Below are 20,143 nucleotides of genomic sequence, written 5' to 3'. Positions count from 1 at the left end.
CCTTGAAACCGTCAAACCGATCCCCATAATAAGCCAACCAGCGAAATGAATGTGCAAAACGCGGAGAAATTCATGAGTAGTAAAGAACAGAACACCCCAAACGAGCAAGTCTCAGACGAAATTCAGCAGGATCAGCAGCAACCTCAGGAAGCGGAGACAGCAGCAGAGGTGGATCCGCGTGATGAGCGTATCGCTCAGCTCGAAGCTGAATTAGCGCAGTCGCAAACCGGTGTGCGTGACGCACAGCTGCGTGCGCAGGCTGAGATTGAGAACATTCGTCGCCGTGCCGAAATGGACGTCGAGAAGGCGCATAAATTCGCTCTGGAGAAATTTGCCAACGAATTGCTGCCGGTGATCGACAGTCTTGAGCGTGCGCTGGAAGTGGCGAATAAAGAAGACGCGCAGCTGGCGCCAATGATCGAAGGGATTGAACTGACCCTGAAGGGTCTGCTCGGCGCAGTGCGTAAATTCGGCGTTGAAGTGGTCGGCGAAACCGGCGTGCCGTTCAATCCGGAAGTGCATCAGGCGATGTCGATGATGGAGTCTGAAGAGTTCGAACCTAACCAGGTGATGCTGGTGATGCAACGTGGCTACACGCTGAATGGTCGCTTACTGCGTCCGGCGATGGTGGCGGTTGCCAAAGCCAAAGGCTGATTTCACGCCTGAATCCGTTCCACGGCCGCGCACTGTCGCGGCCGTGTGCTTTGCGGCTTACGCAGGCAATACCGGCGTCCAGTCAATCGGTTCCTGACCGGCGTCGCGCAGTATCGCGTTAGTTTTCGAGAAGTGCTGGCAGCCAAAAAAGCCCCGATGCGCCGAGAGCGGCGAAGGATGCGGCGCCTGCAATACGTGATGGCGCTGACGGTCAATAATGCTGCCTTTCTTCTGCGCGTGCGATCCCCACAGCAGGAACACCACTCCTTCCCGATGCTGGTTAATCGCAGCAATCACATTATCGGTAAAGGTTTCCCAGCCAAATCGCGCATGGGAATGGGCCTTACCGGCTTCCACCGTTAATACTGTGTTCAGCAGCATCACACCCTGTTTTGCCCAGCTTTCCAGAAAGCCGTGGTTCGGTTTTTCAAAGCCTGGAATGTCCTGCAACAGCTCTTTATAGATGTTTTGCAGCGACGGCGGCACCTGAACGCCAGGCAAGACCGAAAAGGCCAGACCATGTGCCTGATGAGGACCGTGATACGGGTCCTGACCGAGAATCACCACTTTAACGTCGCCTAATTCTGTCAGGCGAAAAGCGTTGAACACATCCTTTTGCGGCGGATAAACCGTCACGCCGGCGGCACGCTCATCGGCCACTAATTTCAGCGTCTCGGTGAAATAGGGTTTCTGTTTCTCTTCAGCCAGCACGTCGTGCCAGGTCAGCTTTTCAGCCATAATTAACTCCCTTGAGGTGTGTGCGGTAAGCTTAGCCGTTCCTGCTGCTGAGCTGAAGGGCAAAAATATTTTTAATAATGCAAAAAAAGTTAATGTCGGCAGGGTTGTGAGATCAAACAGTTAGCGGAAAAGGGCGATTTCTGGCTGGCTAAAATTGACCCAGGTCAAAGCTGCTTCTGCGGAGGAGTGGTATACCGGGGCCTCAAATTTGATTCATTCACGCATTGCCCTGGAGGCGCTGACATGATTACTGGAATCCAGATCACACAAACCAATAAACCCCAACTCCTTAACTCCTTCTGGCTACTGGACGAAGAGAAAGGCGAGGCGCGCTGCCTGTGCGCTAAAGGCGGCTATGAAGAAGATCAGGTTGTTGCTATCAGCGAACTGGGTGAGTTCACCTATCGTGAAGTACCGGTAGAGATGAAACCTCAGGTGCGCGTCGAAGGTGGGCAGCATCTGAACGTCAACGTTCTGCGTCGTGAAACGCTGGAAGATGCGGTTAAACATCCTGAAAATTACCCGCAGCTGACCATTCGTGTTTCCGGCTACGCGGTACGTTTTAATTCGCTGACGCCAGAGCAGCAACGCGACGTGATCGCCCGTACCTTTACTGAAAGTCTTTGAGTCACAACAATCAGCAGGCGCTGAAAAAGAACGCAAAGCACACACAGTATTTTCTATCAGGTTATTAATAAGATAGAAGCCAGGCTCAGAGGCCTGAGCGGCGCTGACTTACGGAAGATTGCCCTCAGGCACTGAAAATGGCACCAACCGCCTGTTACTGATGGTTAAGTCAAAAAAATCGCCTCATCAGAGGCGATTTTTTTATTGATGCGATGATTTATTCCGCATTCTCATTAGCCGGTGCGCTGCCGCTCGGCTTGCGGCGTTTGCCAATATTTTTGGCATCGCGATGGCGTTTTTTCACTCGCGGTTTCTCCGCTTCGCTCGATTTCTTCTCTGCACGCTTCGCCAGCACTTTTTTCGACGGTTTACCGGTGGTTTTGGCATGTGGCGCACGCGTCTCTGGACGCAGCTCATCAATCACGCGCGCTTTCAGCGGCTCGTTGACGTAGCGACTGATTTTACCCAGCAGCACATAATCGTGCGCCTCGACCAGCGAAATCGCGATCCCTTTACGGCCCGCTCGTCCGGTACGGCCAATACGGTGCAGATAGGTGTCGGCGGTGCGCGGCATATCGAAGTTGAAGACGTGACTGACGTCATCAACGTCAATACCACGAGCTGCAATGTCAGTGGCGACCAGCACGTTCACCCGGCCTTCAATCAGACGTTTGATCGCTTCGTTACGCTTCGCCTGCACCATTTCGCCTTCCAGATAGCTGCTACGAATCCCCGCTTCGTGCAGCCAGCTGACCAGCTCATGCAGACGCTCACGTTTACGTACAAACACGATGCAGCGCGTCACTTCCGGCTGTTTCAGCAGGTGAACCAGCAATTTGGTTTTGTGTTCCAGATCGTCAGCACGGTAGTACCACTGCTGGATCTTTTTACGTTCGCGGCGGCTCGGATCGGCTTCCAGTTCAACCGGATCGTTCAGCAGACGCTCGGCGAAGTCTTTGATGTTTTCGCCTTCCAGCGTGGCGGAAAACAGCATCGTTTGCTTGCGCCAGCGGGTTTCAGCCGCAATGGTTTCAATATCCTGGGCGAAACCCATGTCCAGCATACGGTCCGCTTCATCAAGCACCAGCGTCTCAACGGCGCGGCAGTCGAAGTTCTCTTCTTTGATGTATTGCAGCAGACGACCGGTGGTGGCGACCACGATATCCTGGTTTTCGCTGAAGACTTCAGCGTGGTTCATGTAGGCCACGCCGCCGGTAATGGTGGCGATATCCAGATGGGTGTGCTTCGCCAGTTCGCGTGCCTGGTCGGCGACCTGCATCGCCAGTTCACGGGTTGGCGTTAAGATCAGAATGCGGGGCGGGCCAGATTTCTTACGAGGGAAATCAAGCAGGTGCTGCAGCGCCGGTAACAGATAGGCGGCAGTTTTCCCGGTCCCGGTAGGTGCCGAACCCAGAACGTCGCGGCCCTCAAGCGCGGGCGGAATGGCTGCAGCCTGAATGACTGTTGGGCGCGTAAAGCCTTTTTCCTGCAGCGCTTCAAGCAGGCTTTCGTCGAGTTCGAGTTCGGAGAATGTGGTTACTGTCATGGTCTACCTCAGTTTGGGGCGCTGATTATAGACAGATCAGACGTAATCTTCATCTGTTAATCCGCCAGGTATAGTCTGCTGCGTGAATTCCGTTACCTGTCACGTTACACTTATGCGCTGCCGCACGGCAGAAAAAAAGTAAATGGTAGCGACCCATGATGCACGACAAGCCGCGTGAGCGGCCCCAGTTAAACAAGAACGGATTTACCTTTAAACAATTTTTTGTGGCGCACGATCGCTGTGCAATGAAAGTCGGAACCGATGCCATTCTGCTTGGTGCCTGGGCGCCGGTGGCTGGCGTCAGACGGATTCTGGACATCGGCAGTGGCAGCGGACTGATTGCGCTGATGCTGGCGCAACGCACGCCGTCTCCGGTTGAGATTGATGCGGTTGAGCTGGAGAGTGAGGCAGCGCAGCAGGCGCAGGAGAATGTTCAGCAGTCGCCGTGGCCGGCACGTATCCGGGTTCATCAGCAGGATATTGCTCGCTGGGCAGAGCGTTGCGAGCAGCGCTATTCACTGATCGTCAGTAATCCTCCTTACTTCGCGCCCGGCGTGGCCTGCTCCAGCACGGCGCGCGACAACGCCCGGGCAACCAGCACGCTCGATCATCAGACCCTGTTGCGCAGCGCGGCGCTGCTGATTGAAGAAGAGGGGATGTTCTGCGTGGTGCTGCCGACCGCCACCGGTGAGACCTTTATCAGCCAGGCGCTGGACGATGGCTGGCATTTACGTTTCCGGCTCGACGTAGCGGAATATGCGCATCGTCCACCGCATCGGGTGCTGCTGGCCTTTTCCCCTAAGGCGGGCGAAACGCTGCAGGAGCGTCTCGCCATTCGCGCGCCCGACACGCACTATTCTGATGACTGGTGTTGCCTGACGCGGGAGTTCTATCTGTTCCTGTAACTGGGTGGCGTCAGGATGGTCGGCAGCGCTTCCGGTAACAGATCGGGATAGTCGCGGATGTAGTGCAGTCCACGGCTCTCTTTTCGCGCCAGCGCGCAGCGCACCATGAGTTCGGCAACCTGCACCAGATTCCTCAGTTCCAGCAAATTGTTGGAGAGGCGGAAGTGATGATAATACTCATCGATCTCCTGCTGGAGCAGGGTGATGCGGCGCAATGCCCGCTCCAGACGCTTGGTGGTCCGCACGATGCCGACGTAATCCCACATAAACAGCCTCAACTCATGCCAGTTATGCTGGATGATCACCCGTTCATCGGCATCATCAACCTGGCTTTCATCCCAGCGGGGCAGCGCGGTAACAGCTTCGACCTCGGGCAGGGTGCGAATCAAATCTTCTGCGGCAGACCAGCCATAGACCAGGCACTCCAGCAGCGAGTTGGAGGCCATCCGGTTGGCACCGTGCAGGCCGGTATAACTCACTTCACCAATCGCATACAGGCCATTAACGTCGGTGCGGCCCTGCTGATCGACCATCACACCGCCACAGGTGTAGTGCGCGGCTGGCACAATCGGAATCGGCTCTCGGGTCAGGTCAAAGCCAAAGGTCAGCAACTTGTCGTAAATCATCGGAAAGTGGGCGCGGACAAAGTCCGCTGGCTGATGACTGATGTCGAGATACATGCAGTCAACGCCCAGCCGCTTCATCTCATGATCAATGGCTCTGGCGACGATGTCGCGCGGTGCCAGTTCAGCTCGCTCATCAAAATCGGGCATAAAGCGGCTGCCGTCAGGACGCAGCAGCCAGGCCCCTTCGCCGCGTAACGCTTCGGTTAACAGAAAATTACGCGCCTGGGGATGAAACAGGCAGGTCGGATGAAACTGGTTAAATTCGAGGTTGGCGACCCGACAACCGGCCCGCCACGCCATCGCGATGCCATCGCCGGAGGCGATATCGGGATTGGTCGTGTATTGATACACTTTTGCTGCGCCGCCGGTCGCCACCACCACCGCGCGGGCAGAACAGATTTCAACCTGCTCGCGATTGCGGTTCCAGATCCACGCACCCACGACCCGGCGTGGTCCGGGCAGCCCGAGTTTGTCTGAAAGAATCAGATCGACGGCGTTAGTCCGTTCCAGAATCCGGATGTTGGGATGGCTGAGCGCCTGGCTGACCAGCGTGGTTTCTACCGCGCGGCCGGTGGCATCGGCGCTGTGCAGAATACGGCGATGACTATGACCGCCTTCGCGGGTCAGGTGATAGCGCATCTCGCCCGCCGCCTGCGGATCGATATCAAAGGCGACGCCGTTATCAATCAGCCACTGCACGCAATGACGGGCATTGCTGGCGATAAACGAGACGGCATTTCGGTCGCACAGCCCGGCGCCGGCCACCAGCGTATCTTCAACGTGCGACTCAATGCTGTCAGTTTCATCAAACACCGCCGCGATGCCGCCCTGCGCATACAGGGTGGAACCCTCATTAACTTGTGCTTTGCTGAGCACCGTCACCTGATAGTGTCGGGCCAGACGCAGCGCCAGCGACAGACCGGCTGCACCGCTGCCCACAATCAAAACATCACACTGATAATCCGGATTTGCATTTGTCATGGTGTTTAATTTACTAAACAAGAATAGGGCTGAGCATAAGCTTTAAGCCGGTTGCTGTGAAGTATTTTGAACAACTTTTCAGCTCGCTGGTGGCGGGCGGGTTAAATGCCACCAATAATCAGCAAGTTAAAGCCAGGCGGGTTTAAAAACTGTTTTTTATACCAAACTAAATTAAGCACAGGGATTTAAAGATGAAAAAGCCGTTGTCATAGGTTACTCTGCCTGCGATTTACGCTCCTTGCACTGAACGAAAATGAACAAGCCGGAGACTCTCCAGCGGAGCGGTAAATATTAGGGCGATAAGTGAACTTCGCACCACATCACAACTCTAAGCGCATGCTTGCTCAGAAACATTGAGATGTGCTGGCAGTTACTTTACGCGTAAGAAAAATTTGGGGAGACATTACCTCGGATGAGCGAGCAGTTAACGGATCAGATCCTCGTTGAACGGGTACAGAAGGGAGATCAAAAAGCTTTCAACTTACTGGTAATTCGTTACCAGCATAAAGTGGCGAGCCTGGTTTCACGCTATGTTCCGTCGGGCGATGTGCCTGATGTAGTACAGGAATCGTTTATTAAAGCGTATCGCGCACTGGACTCTTTCCGGGGCGATAGCGCGTTTTATACCTGGCTGTACCGCATTGCGGTCAATACAGCGAAAAATTACCTGGTTGCTCAGGGGCGTCGTCCGCCATCCAGCGATGTGGATGCGATTGACGCAGAAAATTTCGAAAGTGCGGGTGCATTAAAAGAAATTTCGAACCCTGAGAACTTAATGTTGTCAGAAGAACTGAAACAAATTGTCTTTCGTACCATCGAGGCGCTACCCGAGGATTTGCGTATGGCAATCACCCTCAGGGAACTGGACGGCCTGAGCTATGAAGAGATCGCCGTCATTATGGATTGCCCGGTAGGCACTGTTCGGTCACGTATCTTCCGTGCGCGAGAGGCCATTGATAATAAAGTTCAACCGCTTATCCAACGTCAGTGATAACGGCTACTGGAAGGGTACCTAGGCATGCAGAAAGAAAAACTTTCCGCTTTAATGGATGGTGAGACCTTAGATAACGAGCTGTTCTCCACGTTATCGAAGGATGCGGATTTACAGAAAAGCTGGGAAAGCTACCATCTCATTCGCGATACGATGCGCGGCGATGTTGGTGAGTTCCTGCATTTTGATATCTCTGCGCGCGTTGCCGCTGCCATCGAAAAAGAACCGCTGCGTACTGTTACACCGCTGATCCCTGAAGCGCAGCCAGAACCTTCCCGTTGGGAAAAAATGCCGTTCTGGCAAAAAGTGCGCCCGTGGGCTGCGCAACTGACTCAGGTCGGCGTGGCTGCCTGCGTTTCACTGGCCGTTATCGTTGGCGTACAGCACTATAACCAGCCTGCCGGCGGTGCGACTGAAGCGTCTGACTCGCCGGTGTTTAACACGCTGCCGATGATGGGCAAAGCCTCACCGGTCAGCCTGGGCGTACCGTCAGATGCGTTTGATACCAACAGCGCTAATCAGCAGGTTCAGGATCAGCGTCGTCGCGTTAACGCGATGCTGCAGGATTATGAGCTGCAACGCCGCTTACATGCCGATCAGCTGCAGTTTGAAACTAACGCACCGAAACAGGCACAGGCTGATGTTCCCGGAAACCAATCGTTAGGACTCCAGCAGCAGTAATGAAGCCGCTTTGGTATGCTGTTAGCCTGCTGACAGGCAGCCTGTTGTGGCCATCTGCCGCCCCGGCGCAAACTTCTGCGTCCGGGGCGCTATTGCAGCAGATGGAGCAGGCCAGTCAGAACCTCAACTACGAATTTGCTTATATCAACGTCTCCCGCCTTGGCATTGAATCGCTGCGTTACCGTCATGCGGTGATCGATCAGCGCATTTTTGCTCAGCTTTTGCAGATGGACGGTCCGCGCCGTGAAGTGATCCAGCGCGACAACGATATCAGCTACTTCGAACCGGGCCTTGAACCGTTCTCGCTTCCTGGAAACCACATTATCGATGCGTTGCCATCGGTCATCTTTGCTGATTTCTCCAAACTGAGCAGTGCTTATGACTTTATTACCGTCGGACGCTCACGTATTGCCGATCAGATGTGTGACGTGTTGCGCATTGTGTCGCGCGACGGCACACGCTACAGCTATGTCGTCTGGCTCGACGTTGATACCAAACTGCCGCTGCGCATTGACCTGCTGGATCGGGATGGTGAAACGCTGGAGCAGTTCCGCGTCATCAGCTTTGCGGTGGACGAAGGAGTGCGTAATCTGATGCAGGGGCTGGAAAAGGCCAATCTGCCGCCATCGCTCTCGGTGCCGAAAGGGGATGCGGTGACGCTCAACTGGCAGCCAGGCTGGATTCCCGCTGGCATGACGCTGGTGTCGCAGAACCGTCGTACGCTGCCCGCGCTGAACAAAAATATGGAGTCGCGTCTCTACAGCGATGGCCTGTTCAGCTTCGCGATCAATATTACGCCGGCCGATAAAAGCAGCACCACCCAGACATTGCGCACTGGGCGACGTACGGTCCAGACAGTTGTGCGCAATAATAACGAGATTGCAGTGGTCGGCGAATTACCGCCAGCGACAGCAAAACGCATTGCGGACAGCATCGACCTGGGGTCACAAAAATGATGAGAGAATGGGCCACCGTGGTGGCATGGCAGGATGGCATCGCCACTCTGCATACTGAAGCGAAAACCTCCTGCAACAGTTGCCAGGCGCGTAAAGGCTGCGGCAGCCACATGCTGAACAAACTCGGCCCGAAAAATGCCCATGTGATGCAGATTGCCAGCAGCAAACCGCTGCAGCCGGGACAGCGAATCGAGCTCGGTATCCGTGAGAGCAGCCTGCTGGGCTCGGCATTGCTGGTCTACATGACGCCGCTGTTGGGTCTCTTCCTGGTGGCAGGCCTGTTTCAGGCACTGTTCAGTAGCGATCTGGCCGCTGCCAGCGGCGCGCTGCTGGGCGGTATCGGCGGCTTTATTATCGCTAAAGGGGTCTCAATGAAGCTGGGGGATCGTGAAGCCTTTCAACCAGTGATCCTGAACATCGCCTTACCTCCTGACGCGCTGCGTGTTGAAAGCGAAGCGTAACCCACGCCCAGGCCGCGCACTCCGCGGCCTTTGTCCGTTCTTCCCGCTGCAAAACTCTGTTTCGCTTCCACAACGTTCCATTCTTTTATGCGCGGCGTTAACAGTGTAATATGCGTCGTCATTAATGAGGCTGACAGGATTGTGGGTAAAGAGCGATCTTCCTGAATGTGTCTGTGCTCAGGTTTTCAACTGATTCTCTATGCGAAGATATTCATATAAATGAAGCACATAAGAAATTTCTCCATCATCGCCCACATCGACCATGGTAAATCTACGCTCTCTGACCGCCTGATTCAGATTTGCGGTGGACTCACCGCCCGTGAGATGGCTGCCCAGGTTCTTGACTCGATGGATCTGGAGCGTGAACGCGGCATCACCATCAAAGCACAGAGCGTAACGCTCGATTACCACGCGAAAGACGGCGAAACTTACCAGCTCAATTTCATCGATACGCCGGGTCACGTTGACTTCTCCTATGAAGTTTCCCGCTCACTGGCGGCCTGCGAAGGCGCACTGCTGGTGGTGGATGCCGGGCAGGGCGTAGAAGCGCAGACCCTGGCGAACTGCTACACCGCGATTGAGATGGATCTGGAAGTAGTGCCGGTTCTGAACAAAATTGACCTGCCAGCGGCCGATCCCGATCGTGCGGCGCAGGAAATTGAAGATATCGTCGGCATTGATGCTACCGACGCGGTGCGCTGCTCGGCCAAGACCGGCGTGGGCGTACCGGAAGTGCTGGAGCGTTTAGTACGCGATATCCCGCCGCCACAAGGCGATCCGGAGGCTCCGCTGCAGGCGCTGATTATCGACTCCTGGTTTGATAACTACCTCGGTGTGGTTTCGCTGGTGCGCGTCAAAAACGGCACCATGCGCAAGGGCGATAAAATTAAAGTGCTGAGCACCGGCCAGGTCTATAACGCTGACCGTCTCGGCATCTTCACCCCGAAGCGGGTCGATCGTAACGAACTTAACTGCGGTGAAGTCGGCTGGCTGGTCTGCGCGATTAAAGACATTCTCGGCGCGCCGGTCGGGGATACCCTGACCACCGCACGCAACCCGGCAGACAAAGCGCTGCCAGGCTTCAAAAAAGTGAAGCCGCAGGTCTATGCCGGTCTGTTCCCAATCAGCTCTGACGACTATGAAGCGTTCCGTGATGCGCTCGGCAAACTGAGCCTGAACGATGCCTCGCTGTTCTACGAGCCAGAGAGCTCGACGGCGCTGGGCTTTGGTTTCCGTTGTGGCTTCCTGGGTCTGCTGCACATGGAGATCATCCAGGAACGTCTGGAGCGCGAATACGATCTCGATCTGATCACCACTGCGCCAACCGTCGTGTATGAAGTGGTCACCACCAGCGGCGATGTGGTCTATGTCGATAGCCCATCTAAGCTGCCGGCGCTGAATAACATCGAAGAGCTGCGCGAGCCGATCGCTGAGTGTCACATGCTGTTGCCGCAGGAGTATCTCGGCAACGTGATTACGCTGTGCATCGAGAAACGTGGCGTTCAGACCAACATGGTTTACCACGGCAATCAGGTCGCGCTGACCTATGAGATTCCGATGGCGGAAGTGGTACTCGACTTCTTTGACCGTCTGAAATCGACGTCACGCGGTTATGCTTCGCTGGATTATAACTTTAAACGTTTCCAGACCTCTGACATGGTGCGCGTCGATGTTCTGATCAACTCAGAACGTGTCGATGCGCTGGCGCTGATTACCCACCGTGAAAACGCACCGTATCGGGGACGCGATCTGGTTGAGAAGATGAAAGAGCTCATTCCGCGTCAGCAGTTTGATATTGCGATTCAGGCGGCAATCGGCAATCACATTATCGCGCGTTCAACGGTTAAACAGCTGCGTAAAAACGTGCTCGCCAAGTGTTATGGCGGTGACGTCAGTCGTAAGAAGAAACTGTTGCAGAAGCAGAAAGACGGTAAGAAGCGAATGAAGCAGGTCGGTAACGTTGAGCTGCCGCAGGAAGCCTTCCTCGCGATTCTGCATGTCGGTAAGGACAGCAAATAAGGATTTCCAATGGCTAATATGTTCGCCCTGATACTGGCGATAGCGACGCTGATTACTGGCATCGTCTGGGTTATTGATCGTTTTAAATGGGCACCGCAACGTCGGGCGAAACAGGCAGCGGCTCAGGCGCAAACCGGCAATACGCTCGACAGCAAAACGCTGGCGAAAGTGTCGTCGCAGCCAGGCTGGGTGGAAACCACGGCGTCGGTGTTCCCGGTGCTGGCGGTGGTGTTTATCGTGCGGTCGTTTATTTACGAACCGTTCCAGATCCCCTCAGGATCGATGATGCCGACGCTGCTGATTGGCGATTTTATTCTGGTAGAGAAGTTCGCCTACGGAATTAAAGATCCGATCACCCAGACCACGCTGATCCCAACCGGTCAGCCGAAGCGCGGTGATATCGCGGTGTTTAAATACCCGAAAGATCCGAGCCTCGACTACATTAAACGCGTTATCGGTTTACCTGGCGATAAAGTGATCTATGATCCTTACAGCAAAACCCTGACGGTGAAGCCAGCCTGTACCGACGGTAAAGCCTGTGATACCGCGTTAGCGGTAACCTACACCGACGTTCAGCCGAGCAATTTTATCCAGACCTTCAGCGGCTTCGATGGCAATGAAACCGGCAACGGTTTCTACCAGGTTCCGCAGGGCGATACGATGCGTGGCGGCTTACGCCTCGGCACCCGTAAAGAGACGATTGGCAACGTGACCCACGATATTCTGCTGGTGAACGAAGCGCAGAGTCAGGCGGGCATGTATTATCAGCAGCCGGGTCAGCCACAGGCGAGCTGGGTGGTGCCGAAAGGGCAATATTTCATGATGGGCGATAACCGTGACAACAGCGCCGACAGCCGCTACTGGGGCTTTGTCCCGGAGCGTAACCTGGTCGGTAAAGCGGTCGCTATCTGGATGAGCTTTGAGAAACAAGAAGGGCAGTGGCCTACCGGCGTACGATTCAGTCGTATCGGCGGCATCCACTAAAAGTATTGTCTGACTAACAGGCAAATCGGGTGGCCTCCTGCGGGAGGCCACTGCACACCAAACGGAAAGTGTTGGAACCTCAGCCCTGTTTGGTATGCAGAGTCACAGACGCAACAAAGAACTGGAATCGCATGAACCCCATCCTGATTAACAAGCTTCAGCGCAAACTGGGCTACACTTTTACTCATTCGGAACTGTTACAGCAGGCCCTGACTCACCGCAGCGCCAGCAGTAAGCACAACGAGCGTCTTGAATTTCTCGGCGATTCTATTCTCAGCTATGTGATTGCGAATGCGCTTTATCACCGCTTCCCGCGGGTCGATGAAGGTGACATGAGCCGCATGCGCGCCACGCTGGTGCGGGGTAATACGCTGGCTGAGATGGCCCGCGAATTTGACCTCGGCGAGTGCCTGCGTTTAGGCCCCGGTGAGCTGAAAAGCGGCGGATTCCGTCGCGAATCGATCCTGGCGGATACGGTGGAAGCGCTGATTGGCGGTATCTTCCTCGATAGCAGTATCCAGACGGTAGAAAAACTGATCCTCGACTGGTATCAGAGCCGCCTCGACGAAATCAGTCCTGGCGACAAGCAAAAAGATCCGAAAACGCGTCTGCAGGAGTATCTGCAGGGACGTCATCTGCCGCTGCCGAGCTATCTGGTGGTGCAGGTGCGTGGCGAAGCCCACGATCAGGAATTTACCATTCACTGTCAGGTGAGTGGCATGGCCGAGCCGGTGGTGGGCGTAGGTTCCAGCCGCCGTAAAGCAGAGCAGGCAGCCGCGGAACAGGCGCTGATTAAACTGGGTCTTGAATAATCCCTGACCCCGGCACCGGCAGCGGTGCCTGATGAATCATGACCTGACTGCCTTCCGGCCCTGGCGTCTGACACGGCGCTGAATCAATCATGACCCGAATATGCACTATCCCGGCGCCTGAACAGGCGCTGAATAACTCAGGACTCGAATGAGCGAAAACGTAACTTATTGCGGCTTTGTCGCGATTGTCGGCCGACCTAACGTCGGCAAATCCACCTTACTGAACCAGTTGCTGGGGCAGAAGGTGTCGATCACCTCGCGTAAGCCGCAAACCACGCGCCACCGCATCATGGGCATCCATACCGAAGGCCAGTATCAGGCGATCTACGTCGATACGCCCGGTCTGCACATGGAAGAGAAGCGTGCGATTAACCGTCTGATGAACCGTGCCGCCAGCAGCTCGATTGGCGACGTGGAACTGGTGATCTTCGTGGTAGAAGGCACCCGCTGGACGCCAGATGATGAGATGGTATTAGGCAAACTGCGCGACGGCAAAGTGCCGGTGGTGCTGGCGATCAACAAAGTCGACAACATCCAGGACAAGAGTATTCTGCTGCCGCACCTGCAGTTCCTGAGCCAGCAGATGAACTTCCTCGATATCGTGCCGATCTCGGCGGAAAGCGGGAAAAACGTCGATACTATCGCGGCGATCACCCGTAAACATCTGCGTCAGGCCGATCACCATTTCCCGGAAGATTACATCACTGACCGTTCACAGCGCTTTATGGCGTCAGAGATCATCCGTGAGAAGCTGATGCGTTTCCTCGGCGCTGAGCTGCCTTACTCGGTCACGGTAGAAATCGAGCGCTTCGTCACCAACGAACGTGGCGGCTACGATATCAATGGCCTGATCCTGGTGGAGCGCGAAGGCCAGAAGAAGATGGTGATTGGCAACAAAGGCGCCAAAATCAAAGTCATCGGAACAGAAGCGCGCAGGGACATGGAAGAGATGTTCGAAGCGAAAGTGCATCTCGAACTCTGGGTTAAGGTGAAATCGGGCTGGGCGGACGACGAACGTGCGCTGCGTAGCCTGGGTTACACAGACGATCTCTGATTCGATGGAAGGCTGGCAACGCGCCTTTGTGCTGCATAGTCGTCCCTTCAGTGAGACCAGCCTGCTGCTTGACCTGTTCAGCGAAAGCGAAGGGCGGGTACGGGTGCTGGCAAAAGGGGCGCGTTCACGGCGCTCTCAGCTGAAAGGGGCACTTCAGCCTTTCACGCCGCTGCTGGTGCGCTGGAGCGGGCGCGGTGAGGTCAAAACCCTGCGCAATGCCGAAGCGGTGTCGCTGGCGTTACCGCTCAGCGGCATCACGCTTTACTGCGGCCTCTACGTCAACGAACTGTTGTCCCGCGTACTGCAGCAGGAATTTCCCTTCTCCGATCTGTTCTTCGACTATCTCAACTGCTTACAGAGCTTAGCCTCATCTCACGGCACGCCGGAACCGGCACTGCGCCGCTTTGAGCTGGCGCTGCTCGGCCATCTTGGCTACGGCGTCGATTTTCTGCACTGCGCCGGCAGCGGCGAGCCGGTCAGCGATGACATGACTTACAGTTACCGTGAAGAGCGCGGCTTTATCGCCAGCCTGGTGCTGAATCAGCGCAGTTTTACCGGCCGTCAGCTACGGGCGCTGTGTGAGCGCGAGTTTCCCGATGCGGAGAGCCTGCGCGCCGCGAAGCGGTTTACCCGCATGGCCCTGAAACCCTACCTCGGTGGAAAGCCGCTCAAGAGCCAGGAGCTGTTTCGCCAGTTTACCCCGATGAAAAAGCCGGATGTCGCGGGTGAAGTCCCTGATGACGCGGCGGAATAGTGCAGGTGGTACCGCTTGCCAGGCGCAACGCGGTACACTCAACATTACGATGAACAAGAAGTGAGGATGGTCATGGCTGAGTTGCTGTTAGGCGTCAATATCGATCACATTGCCACGGTACGTAACGCGCGTGGTACTAACTATCCCGATCCGGTGCAGGCGGCGTTTATCGCTGAGCAGGCGGGGGCTGATGGCATTACCGTGCATCTGCGCGAGGATCGCCGTCATATCACCGATCGCGACGTGCGTATCCTGCGCGATACCATCCAGACGCGAATGAATCTGGAGATGGCGGTGACCGATGAGATGATTGGCATCGCCTGTGATATCAAGCCGCACTTCTGCTGTCTGGTACCGGAAAAGCGACAGGAAGTGACCACAGAGGGCGGGCTGGATGTGGCCGGGCAGCAGGACAAGCTGAATGCAGCGGTTAAGCTGCTGAGCGAAGCCGGTATCCTGGTGTCGCTGTTCATTGATGCCGATCACCGCCAGATCGAGGCGGCAGTGGCCAGCGGTGCGCCCTATATCGAAATTCATACCGGTGCTTATGCCGAGGCAGCGGAAGGTCTGGCGCGCGACGCAGAACTGGCGCGCATCCGTCAGGCAGCCACCTTCGCGGCCAGCCTGGGCCTGAAGGTCAACGCCGGTCACGGTCTGACCTATCACAACGTGCTGCCGATTGCGGCACTGCCGGAAATGCATGAGCTGAACATCGGTCATGCGATCATTGGCCGTGCGGTGATGAGCGGATTGCCAGATGCAGTCCGGGAGATGAAGCAGCTGCTGCGTGAAGCGCGTCGCTGATGGCCATTCTTGGACTGGGTACCGACATCGTTGAGATCGAGCGTATCGCCGGGGTGATTGAGCGATCCGGCGATCGGCTGGCGCGTCGGGTACTGAGCGAAGCGGAGTGGCAGCAATATCAGGCGCACCAGCAGCCGGTGCGCTTTCTTGCCAAGCGTTTTGCGGTCAAAGAGGCGGCAGCCAAGGCGTTTGGCACCGGCATCCGCGGCGGTCTGGCGTTCAATCAGTTTGAGGTCTACAACGATGCGCTGGGGAAACCGGGATTACGTTTTTTCCAGCACGCCGCAGAAGTAGCACAGCGGCTGGGCGTGGCAAATGTTCACGTCACGCTGGCTGACGAACGTCATTACGCCTGCGCCACGGTGATCATCGAAAGCTAGCCGTGCAGCAGCACAAACTTATCCCACAGCGCATCGCGTGATTCGGTGTGCTGTGGGTCAACGATGATCGTGTTATCGATAGGGCAGACCCGCTGGCAGGTTGGCTCATCATAATGACCGATGCACTCGGTGCAGCGGCTGACATCAATTTCATAAATCGCATCGCCCAGCGAAATGGCCTGGTTTGGGCATTCCGGTTCGCACATATCGCAGTTAATGCATTTGGCCGTAATCAACAGCGCCATCTTCCCCACCTGATACCAACAGAAAAAGCGCGGCTATTATACGCCCTGATGCTGATCAGACCAGCTTTTTCACCAGCGCTTCGCTGTGCCGGATATGACTGGAGGCGCGTTCCGGATCGTTCTGCACCAGCGCCATAAACAGCAGATCGGTCAGCGCCAGCTGCGCGGTGGTCGAGGAGATCGCCGCGCTGCGGGTACTTTGCTCTTCCGCCACGGTATAGAGGCAGTGACTGGCGCTCTGTTGCAGAGTATTCGGCGTAAAGCCGGTAAAGGCCAGCACGTCTGCGCCAACCTGGGCAGCTTCCTGCGCCGCCAGATTGATCTCGCGTCGCTCACCGGTATAAGAGATAGCCAGCAGCACATCGCCGGGTCCCATCGCCTGTACGCTGGCCAGCAGGGCATGCATATCCTGCTCGGCCACCGCGTTAATACCGATTTTCATCAGCTTCCACGAAAAATCTTTCGCCACCAGTCCGGAGGCGCCAATTCCCACCAGCAAAATTCGCCGGGCATTTTTCAGCAACTGCAATACGTCGTTGAGCTTCTCTTCGCTGTTGATATCCAGCGTGGCGCGTATGGCTGACAGCTTTTCGGTCAGCAATTTTTCTCCCACCATCTTGAGCGGGTCATCGCTGAGAATATGGTTGTGCACGGTAATCGCATCCTTGTCGGCCAGTGACTCGCTCAGGGCCAGTTTCAGCGCCGGAAAACCTTTGTAGCCCAGCTTCTGGGCGAATTTCACCACGCTTGACTGACTGACGCCTGACTCTTCCGCCAGTTTTTGCGAACTCAGATGGCGCGCCCGATCGGGTTGTGACAGCAAAAAATCAGCCAGCCGGCGTTCGTTCAACGCCAGACGGGGATAAAGCTGGCGAATGCGCAGCAATGAACTCATGCCCAATCCTCATGATTCAGGAGTAATTTGCGAAGAATAAACTATTCATCTGGCATTGTAGTCATCGGAATTAAAAATGACAGCCATCGCCGTGCCGCCTGATGATGGCTACAATAGTCTCTATTAACGCAAAATCAGCGAAAAGGAGTGTTGTTTGACCAAGGGTACACAACGTCGCATCGTATTTTTTGACCTGGACGGCACGCTGCACCAGCAGGATATGTTTGGCACTTTCATGCGTTATCTGCTGCGACGCCGGCCGCTGAATCTGCTGCTGGTGGGGCCGCTGCTGCCCGTCGTCGGCATAGGATTGCTGTTCAAAGGCCGGGCGGCGCGCTGGCCGATGAGCCTGCTGCTCTGGTCAATCACTTTTGGTCATTCAGAGCGCACCCTGCTGCGTCTTGAAGCGGAGTTTGCCCAATGGTTTCGTCTGCGGGTCAGAGCTTTCCCGGTGGTGCAACAGCGTCTGACCGACTATCTCGGCAGCGATGATGCCGATGTCTGGCTGATTACCGGTTCGCCGCAGTCGCTGGTGGAGCAGGTCTATTACGACTCTGCGTTTCTGCCTCGGGTAAAACTGATCGCCAGCCAGATGCAGCGTGGCTGGGGTGGACGGGTACTGGCGATGCGCTGCCTCGGTCATGAGAAAGTGGCGCAGCTGGAGGAGCAAATCGGCACGCCGCTGCAGCTCTACAGTGGCTACAGCGACAGCAAGCAGGACAACCCGCTGCTGTTTTTCTGCCAGCATCGCTGGCGGGTGACGCCGGCCGGCGAGTTGCAACAGCTGGAATAAGTTTCAACACAGCGCGGGAGACCGCTATAATGCGCCGCTTTTCTGTCGCCGGGAGTGGCCTGCATGAATCAACAACACGATGAATACTGGATGCGCCACGCGCTCGGTCTGGCACGCCTGGCCTGGGAGCAGGGCGAGGTGCCGGTCGGGGCGGTGCTGGTACAGGAGGATCGGGTGATTGGCGAAGGCTGGAATCGCCCGATTGGTCAGCACGATCCCACCGCCCATGCGGAGATGATGGCGCTGCGTCAGGGCGGCAAGGTGCTGGAAAATTATCGTCTGCTGAATACCACGCTCTACGTGACGCTGGAGCCGTGCGTGATGTGTGCCGGTGCGATGGTTCACAGCCGGATTACCCGGCTGGTGTATGGCGCGCATGATGTCAAAACCGGGGCGGCAGGATCGCTGCTCGATGTGCTGGGTCATCCCGGCATGAATCATCAGGTTGAATTGCACAGCGGCGTATTAGCAGACGAGTGTGCCGCGATGCTGAGTGATTTCTTCCGGATGCGGCGCGAGCAGAAAAAAGCGCTGCGTCAGGCGCAGCGCCAGGGTTAGTTCATGGCGATGTTTGGTTCGACGGCCGGATAGCCTTTTGCCAGTTCCGCTTGTGCCGCCATCTGCTGCGCCAGGCGTTTCTCCTGCTCCTGCAGATACCCCACCAGACTGATCTGATACTTACGGATGTTCTCCACGTAGTTATACGCTTCGTGCCCGCGCGCGTAGCCGTAGGTGGTCTGCGTGTAGTAACGCTTCTGGCTCAGCATCGGCAGCCGCAGCTTGACGTCAGCCCAACTATCCGGATTGCCGCCCTGGCGGGCCGTCAGTTTCCGTACGTCCAGCATGTGGGCATAGCCCATGTTATAGGCGGCCAGCGCAAACCAGATACGCTCATCTTCCGGGATGGTTTGCGGCACTTTCTCCATCATGTTTTGCAGATACTGGCTGCCGCCGCGAATGCTCTGTTCCGGATCGGTGCGGTCACCCACGTCCAGGCTTTCAGCAGTATTACGGGTCAGCATCATCATGCCGCGCACGCCGGTCGGCGAGGTGGCCTGCGGGTTCCAGTGCGACTCCTGGTAAGAGATAGCGGCCAGCAGACGCCAGTCGATGCTGGTGGCATACTTCTCGAACAGCGGTTTGATGTCGGGCAGAGTGTTGTCGATGGCGCGCAGGAAGGTGCGGGTATCCACATAATCAAAGGTGCCGACGTGGCCGAGATACTTCTCCTCCAGCCGCGCCATCGCGCCTTCTTCGCCCATGCCGTTAAAGAAGTCGAGCATCGCCGCGTTGAGGCTGTCATCGTCACTGTGCTTAACGTACCAGGTGACCGGCTCCTCATCGGTGACGTCAAACGCCACCGCCAATTGAGGATAGATACGCTGCAGCAGCGCAATGGTCACCGAGTCGCCAATGGTGTAATCGATTTTGCCATCCGCCACCGCTTCCAGCAGCGCTTTCGGACTCTGGTCAGTGGCGATCGCCCAGTCCAGATCGGGGAACTGATTAGAGCGAGCGCTTTTCAGGGTCGAGAGATAGGCCGATCCCGAGGCGACCGTCAGCCGCCCCTTGAGATCGCCGAGGTTTTTCGGGCGTGGCTTATCCACGCGATACACCAGCTGTTGCGAAACGTTGTAGTAGCCGGGCCCGGTGCGATACCGTGCCAGACGTTCGCTGTTGTAATTCAGGCCAGCCGCCAGCACATCCGCTTTCCCCTCATCCAGGTCGTCAAACAGGTCACTCAGGTTCGGGCGAACCGTAACCTTGAGTTTCACGCCCAGATAATCGGCAAAGCGTTTTGCCAGCTCGTAGTCCATACCGGCCGGAGATTGATTTACGGTGTAGTAAGTCAGCGGGGAATTGATGGTGCTGACACGCAACACTCCCCGTGATTTAATCTGTGAAATCGTATCCTGCCCACCGCCATACCACGGGATGGACGGCCACAATGCCATTGCTAACAGCACGGCGACCAGACCGATAAACAGATAATTAAATTTTAGGCGTTTCAAATAGTTATCTCTCGCTGGCTCTAAGGCCTCTGTCTTTTAAAGGCAGTATTTGTCTTCTTTGAACTCCCAGAGCGAGGGGCATTTTGCGCAACAAAGCGAAGCTGAGCAACTCATATAGCAGGTTTTGCGCAAATTTCAGGCAAATCCGGGTTGCCAAAAATTGTGCGCAAACGGTTTCGTCGCGAGGTCGCTTTCTCTATAATACGCCCCGTTTTCCCCTGTTGC

The 20,143-nt window shown here is 56.0% G+C and carries 22 protein-coding genes; 16 read left to right on the top strand and 6 right to left on the bottom strand.

Translation table 11 applies throughout. The features are described from left to right. Window positions 1-72 precede the first annotated feature (72 nt). Entirely contained in the window at window positions 73-654 is a 582-nt protein-coding gene (grpE, locus tag WFK59_RS10565; protein ID WP_031376291.1) for a nucleotide exchange factor GrpE, read from the top strand. Between the two features lie 57 nt (window positions 655-711). Here the strand turns inward: grpE and ung are convergent, their stop codons facing one another. Next, window positions 712-1,392 carry a uracil-DNA glycosylase gene (gene ung, locus WFK59_RS10560; protein ID WP_233987350.1) on the bottom strand — a complete coding sequence of 227 codons (681 nt, stop codon included), beginning with the start codon at window positions 1,390-1,392 and terminating at the stop codon, window positions 712-714. Window positions 1,393-1,635: 243 nt separating this feature from the next. On the opposite strand from ung, the gene grcA reads away from it, so the two are divergent. Then, window positions 1,636-2,019, top strand: a complete 384-nt coding sequence (gene grcA / locus WFK59_RS10555) for an autonomous glycyl radical cofactor GrcA (RefSeq protein ID WP_233987351.1) — start codon at window positions 1,636-1,638, stop codon at window positions 2,017-2,019. Window positions 2,020-2,236: 217 nt separating this feature from the next. Here the strand turns inward: grcA and srmB are convergent, their stop codons facing one another. Beyond that, the gene (gene srmB, locus WFK59_RS10550; protein ID WP_262287605.1) at window positions 2,237-3,565 is read right to left on the bottom strand and encodes an ATP-dependent RNA helicase SrmB; all 1,329 of its coding nucleotides are present in this window, start codon (window positions 3,563-3,565) and stop codon (window positions 2,237-2,239) included. A 155-nt stretch (window positions 3,566-3,720) separates the two neighbouring features. Here srmB and trmN point away from each other — a divergent pair, with 155 nt between their 5' ends. Beyond that, a complete protein-coding gene (gene trmN, locus WFK59_RS10545; RefSeq protein WP_336755740.1) occupies window positions 3,721-4,470 on the top strand; it encodes a tRNA(1)(Val) (adenine(37)-N(6))-methyltransferase TrmN in 750 nt (249 codons plus the stop codon). Here the strand turns inward: trmN and nadB are convergent. After that, window positions 4,455-6,077, bottom strand: a complete 1,623-nt coding sequence (gene nadB, locus WFK59_RS10540; RefSeq protein WP_336755739.1) for an L-aspartate oxidase — start codon at window positions 6,075-6,077, stop codon at window positions 4,455-4,457. The two genes, trmN and nadB, sit on opposite strands and share 16 nt — an antisense overlap. 412 nt (window positions 6,078-6,489) lie before the next feature. On the opposite strand from nadB, the gene rpoE reads away from it, so the two are divergent. The 11 genes from rpoE (at window position 6,490) to acpS (ending at window position 15,973) form a co-directional block, all read left to right on the top strand. Further along, on the top strand, window positions 6,490-7,068 hold the full coding sequence (rpoE, locus tag WFK59_RS10535) for an RNA polymerase sigma factor RpoE (protein ID WP_094119811.1): 579 nt from the start codon (window positions 6,490-6,492) through the stop codon (window positions 7,066-7,068). 27 nt (window positions 7,069-7,095) lie between these two features. After that, window positions 7,096-7,749, top strand: a complete 654-nt coding sequence (gene rseA / locus WFK59_RS10530; protein ID WP_233987355.1) for an anti-sigma-E factor RseA — start codon at window positions 7,096-7,098, stop codon at window positions 7,747-7,749. Beyond that, complete coding sequence (rseB, locus tag WFK59_RS10525) at window positions 7,749-8,705, top strand: sigma-E factor regulatory protein RseB (protein WP_336755738.1); 957 nt, start codon at window positions 7,749-7,751, stop codon at window positions 8,703-8,705. The genes rseA and rseB overlap by 1 nt, the downstream gene beginning before the upstream one ends. Next, window positions 8,702-9,166, top strand: a complete 465-nt coding sequence (rseC, locus tag WFK59_RS10520) for a SoxR-reducing system protein RseC (protein ID WP_233987357.1) — start codon at window positions 8,702-8,704, stop codon at window positions 9,164-9,166. Before rseB ends, rseC begins: the two co-directional genes overlap by 4 nt. A 219-nt stretch (window positions 9,167-9,385) precedes the next feature. After that, window positions 9,386-11,185 (top strand): translation elongation factor 4, encoded by a 1,800-nt coding sequence (lepA, locus tag WFK59_RS10515; protein WP_094119770.1) that lies wholly within the window; start codon window positions 9,386-9,388, stop codon window positions 11,183-11,185. Between the two features lie 9 nt (window positions 11,186-11,194). Continuing rightward, a complete protein-coding gene (gene lepB, locus WFK59_RS10510; protein WP_233987358.1) occupies window positions 11,195-12,169 on the top strand; it encodes a signal peptidase I in 975 nt (324 codons plus the stop codon). Window positions 12,170-12,300: 131 nt separating this feature from the next. Next, a complete protein-coding gene (rnc, locus tag WFK59_RS10505) occupies window positions 12,301-12,981 on the top strand; it encodes a ribonuclease III (RefSeq protein ID WP_069728695.1) in 681 nt (226 codons plus the stop codon). 148 nt (window positions 12,982-13,129) lie between these two features. Beyond that, complete coding sequence (gene era, locus WFK59_RS10500) at window positions 13,130-14,035, top strand: GTPase Era (protein ID WP_094119768.1); 906 nt, start codon at window positions 13,130-13,132, stop codon at window positions 14,033-14,035. Between the two features lie 4 nt (window positions 14,036-14,039). Next, window positions 14,040-14,789: a DNA repair protein RecO gene (recO, locus tag WFK59_RS10495; RefSeq protein WP_336755801.1), complete on the top strand. Its 750-nt coding sequence runs from the start codon at window positions 14,040-14,042 to the stop codon at window positions 14,787-14,789. 72 nt (window positions 14,790-14,861) lie between these two features. Beyond that, window positions 14,862-15,593 carry a pyridoxine 5'-phosphate synthase gene (pdxJ, locus tag WFK59_RS10490; RefSeq protein WP_233987360.1) on the top strand — a complete coding sequence of 244 codons (732 nt, stop codon included), beginning with the start codon at window positions 14,862-14,864 and terminating at the stop codon, window positions 15,591-15,593. Continuing rightward, window positions 15,593-15,973, top strand: coding sequence for a holo-ACP synthase (acpS, locus tag WFK59_RS10485; RefSeq protein WP_094119766.1), 381 nt, complete (start codon window positions 15,593-15,595; stop codon window positions 15,971-15,973). Before pdxJ ends, acpS begins: the two co-directional genes overlap by 1 nt. Here acpS and WFK59_RS10480 read toward each other — a convergent pair. Next, complete coding sequence (locus WFK59_RS10480; protein ID WP_094119765.1) at window positions 15,970-16,218, bottom strand: YfhL family 4Fe-4S dicluster ferredoxin; 249 nt, start codon at window positions 16,216-16,218, stop codon at window positions 15,970-15,972. The two genes, acpS and WFK59_RS10480, sit on opposite strands and share 4 nt — an antisense overlap. 55 nt (window positions 16,219-16,273) lie before the next feature. Then, window positions 16,274-17,113: a MurR/RpiR family transcriptional regulator gene (locus WFK59_RS10475; RefSeq protein WP_233987361.1), complete on the bottom strand. Its 840-nt coding sequence runs from the start codon at window positions 17,111-17,113 to the stop codon at window positions 16,274-16,276. A 154-nt stretch (window positions 17,114-17,267) separates the two neighbouring features. Here WFK59_RS10475 and yfhb point away from each other — a divergent pair, with 154 nt between their 5' ends. Both yfhb and tadA read left to right on the top strand, forming a co-directional pair. Further along, the gene (gene yfhb, locus WFK59_RS10470) at window positions 17,268-17,906 is read left to right on the top strand and encodes a phosphatidylglycerophosphatase C (protein WP_336755737.1); all 639 of its coding nucleotides are present in this window, start codon (window positions 17,268-17,270) and stop codon (window positions 17,904-17,906) included. 63 nt (window positions 17,907-17,969) lie between these two features. Further along, window positions 17,970-18,464: a tRNA adenosine(34) deaminase TadA gene (tadA, locus tag WFK59_RS10465; RefSeq protein ID WP_233987363.1), complete on the top strand. Its 495-nt coding sequence runs from the start codon at window positions 17,970-17,972 to the stop codon at window positions 18,462-18,464. Here the strand turns inward: tadA and mltF are convergent. After that, on the bottom strand, window positions 18,461-19,918 hold the full coding sequence (gene mltF / locus WFK59_RS10460; RefSeq protein WP_233987364.1) for a membrane-bound lytic murein transglycosylase MltF: 1,458 nt from the start codon (window positions 19,916-19,918) through the stop codon (window positions 18,461-18,463). The two genes, tadA and mltF, sit on opposite strands and share 4 nt — an antisense overlap. Window positions 19,919-20,143 lie beyond the last annotated feature (225 nt).

This window comes from Pantoea sp. USHLN298 (genome assembly GCF_037149395.1).
In the GTDB taxonomy this organism is placed as follows: Bacteria; Pseudomonadota; Gammaproteobacteria; order Enterobacterales; family Enterobacteriaceae; genus Pantoea; species Pantoea astica.
Note: the sequence above shows the minus strand (reverse complement) of the source record. Positions and strands in the feature narration are given on the sequence as shown.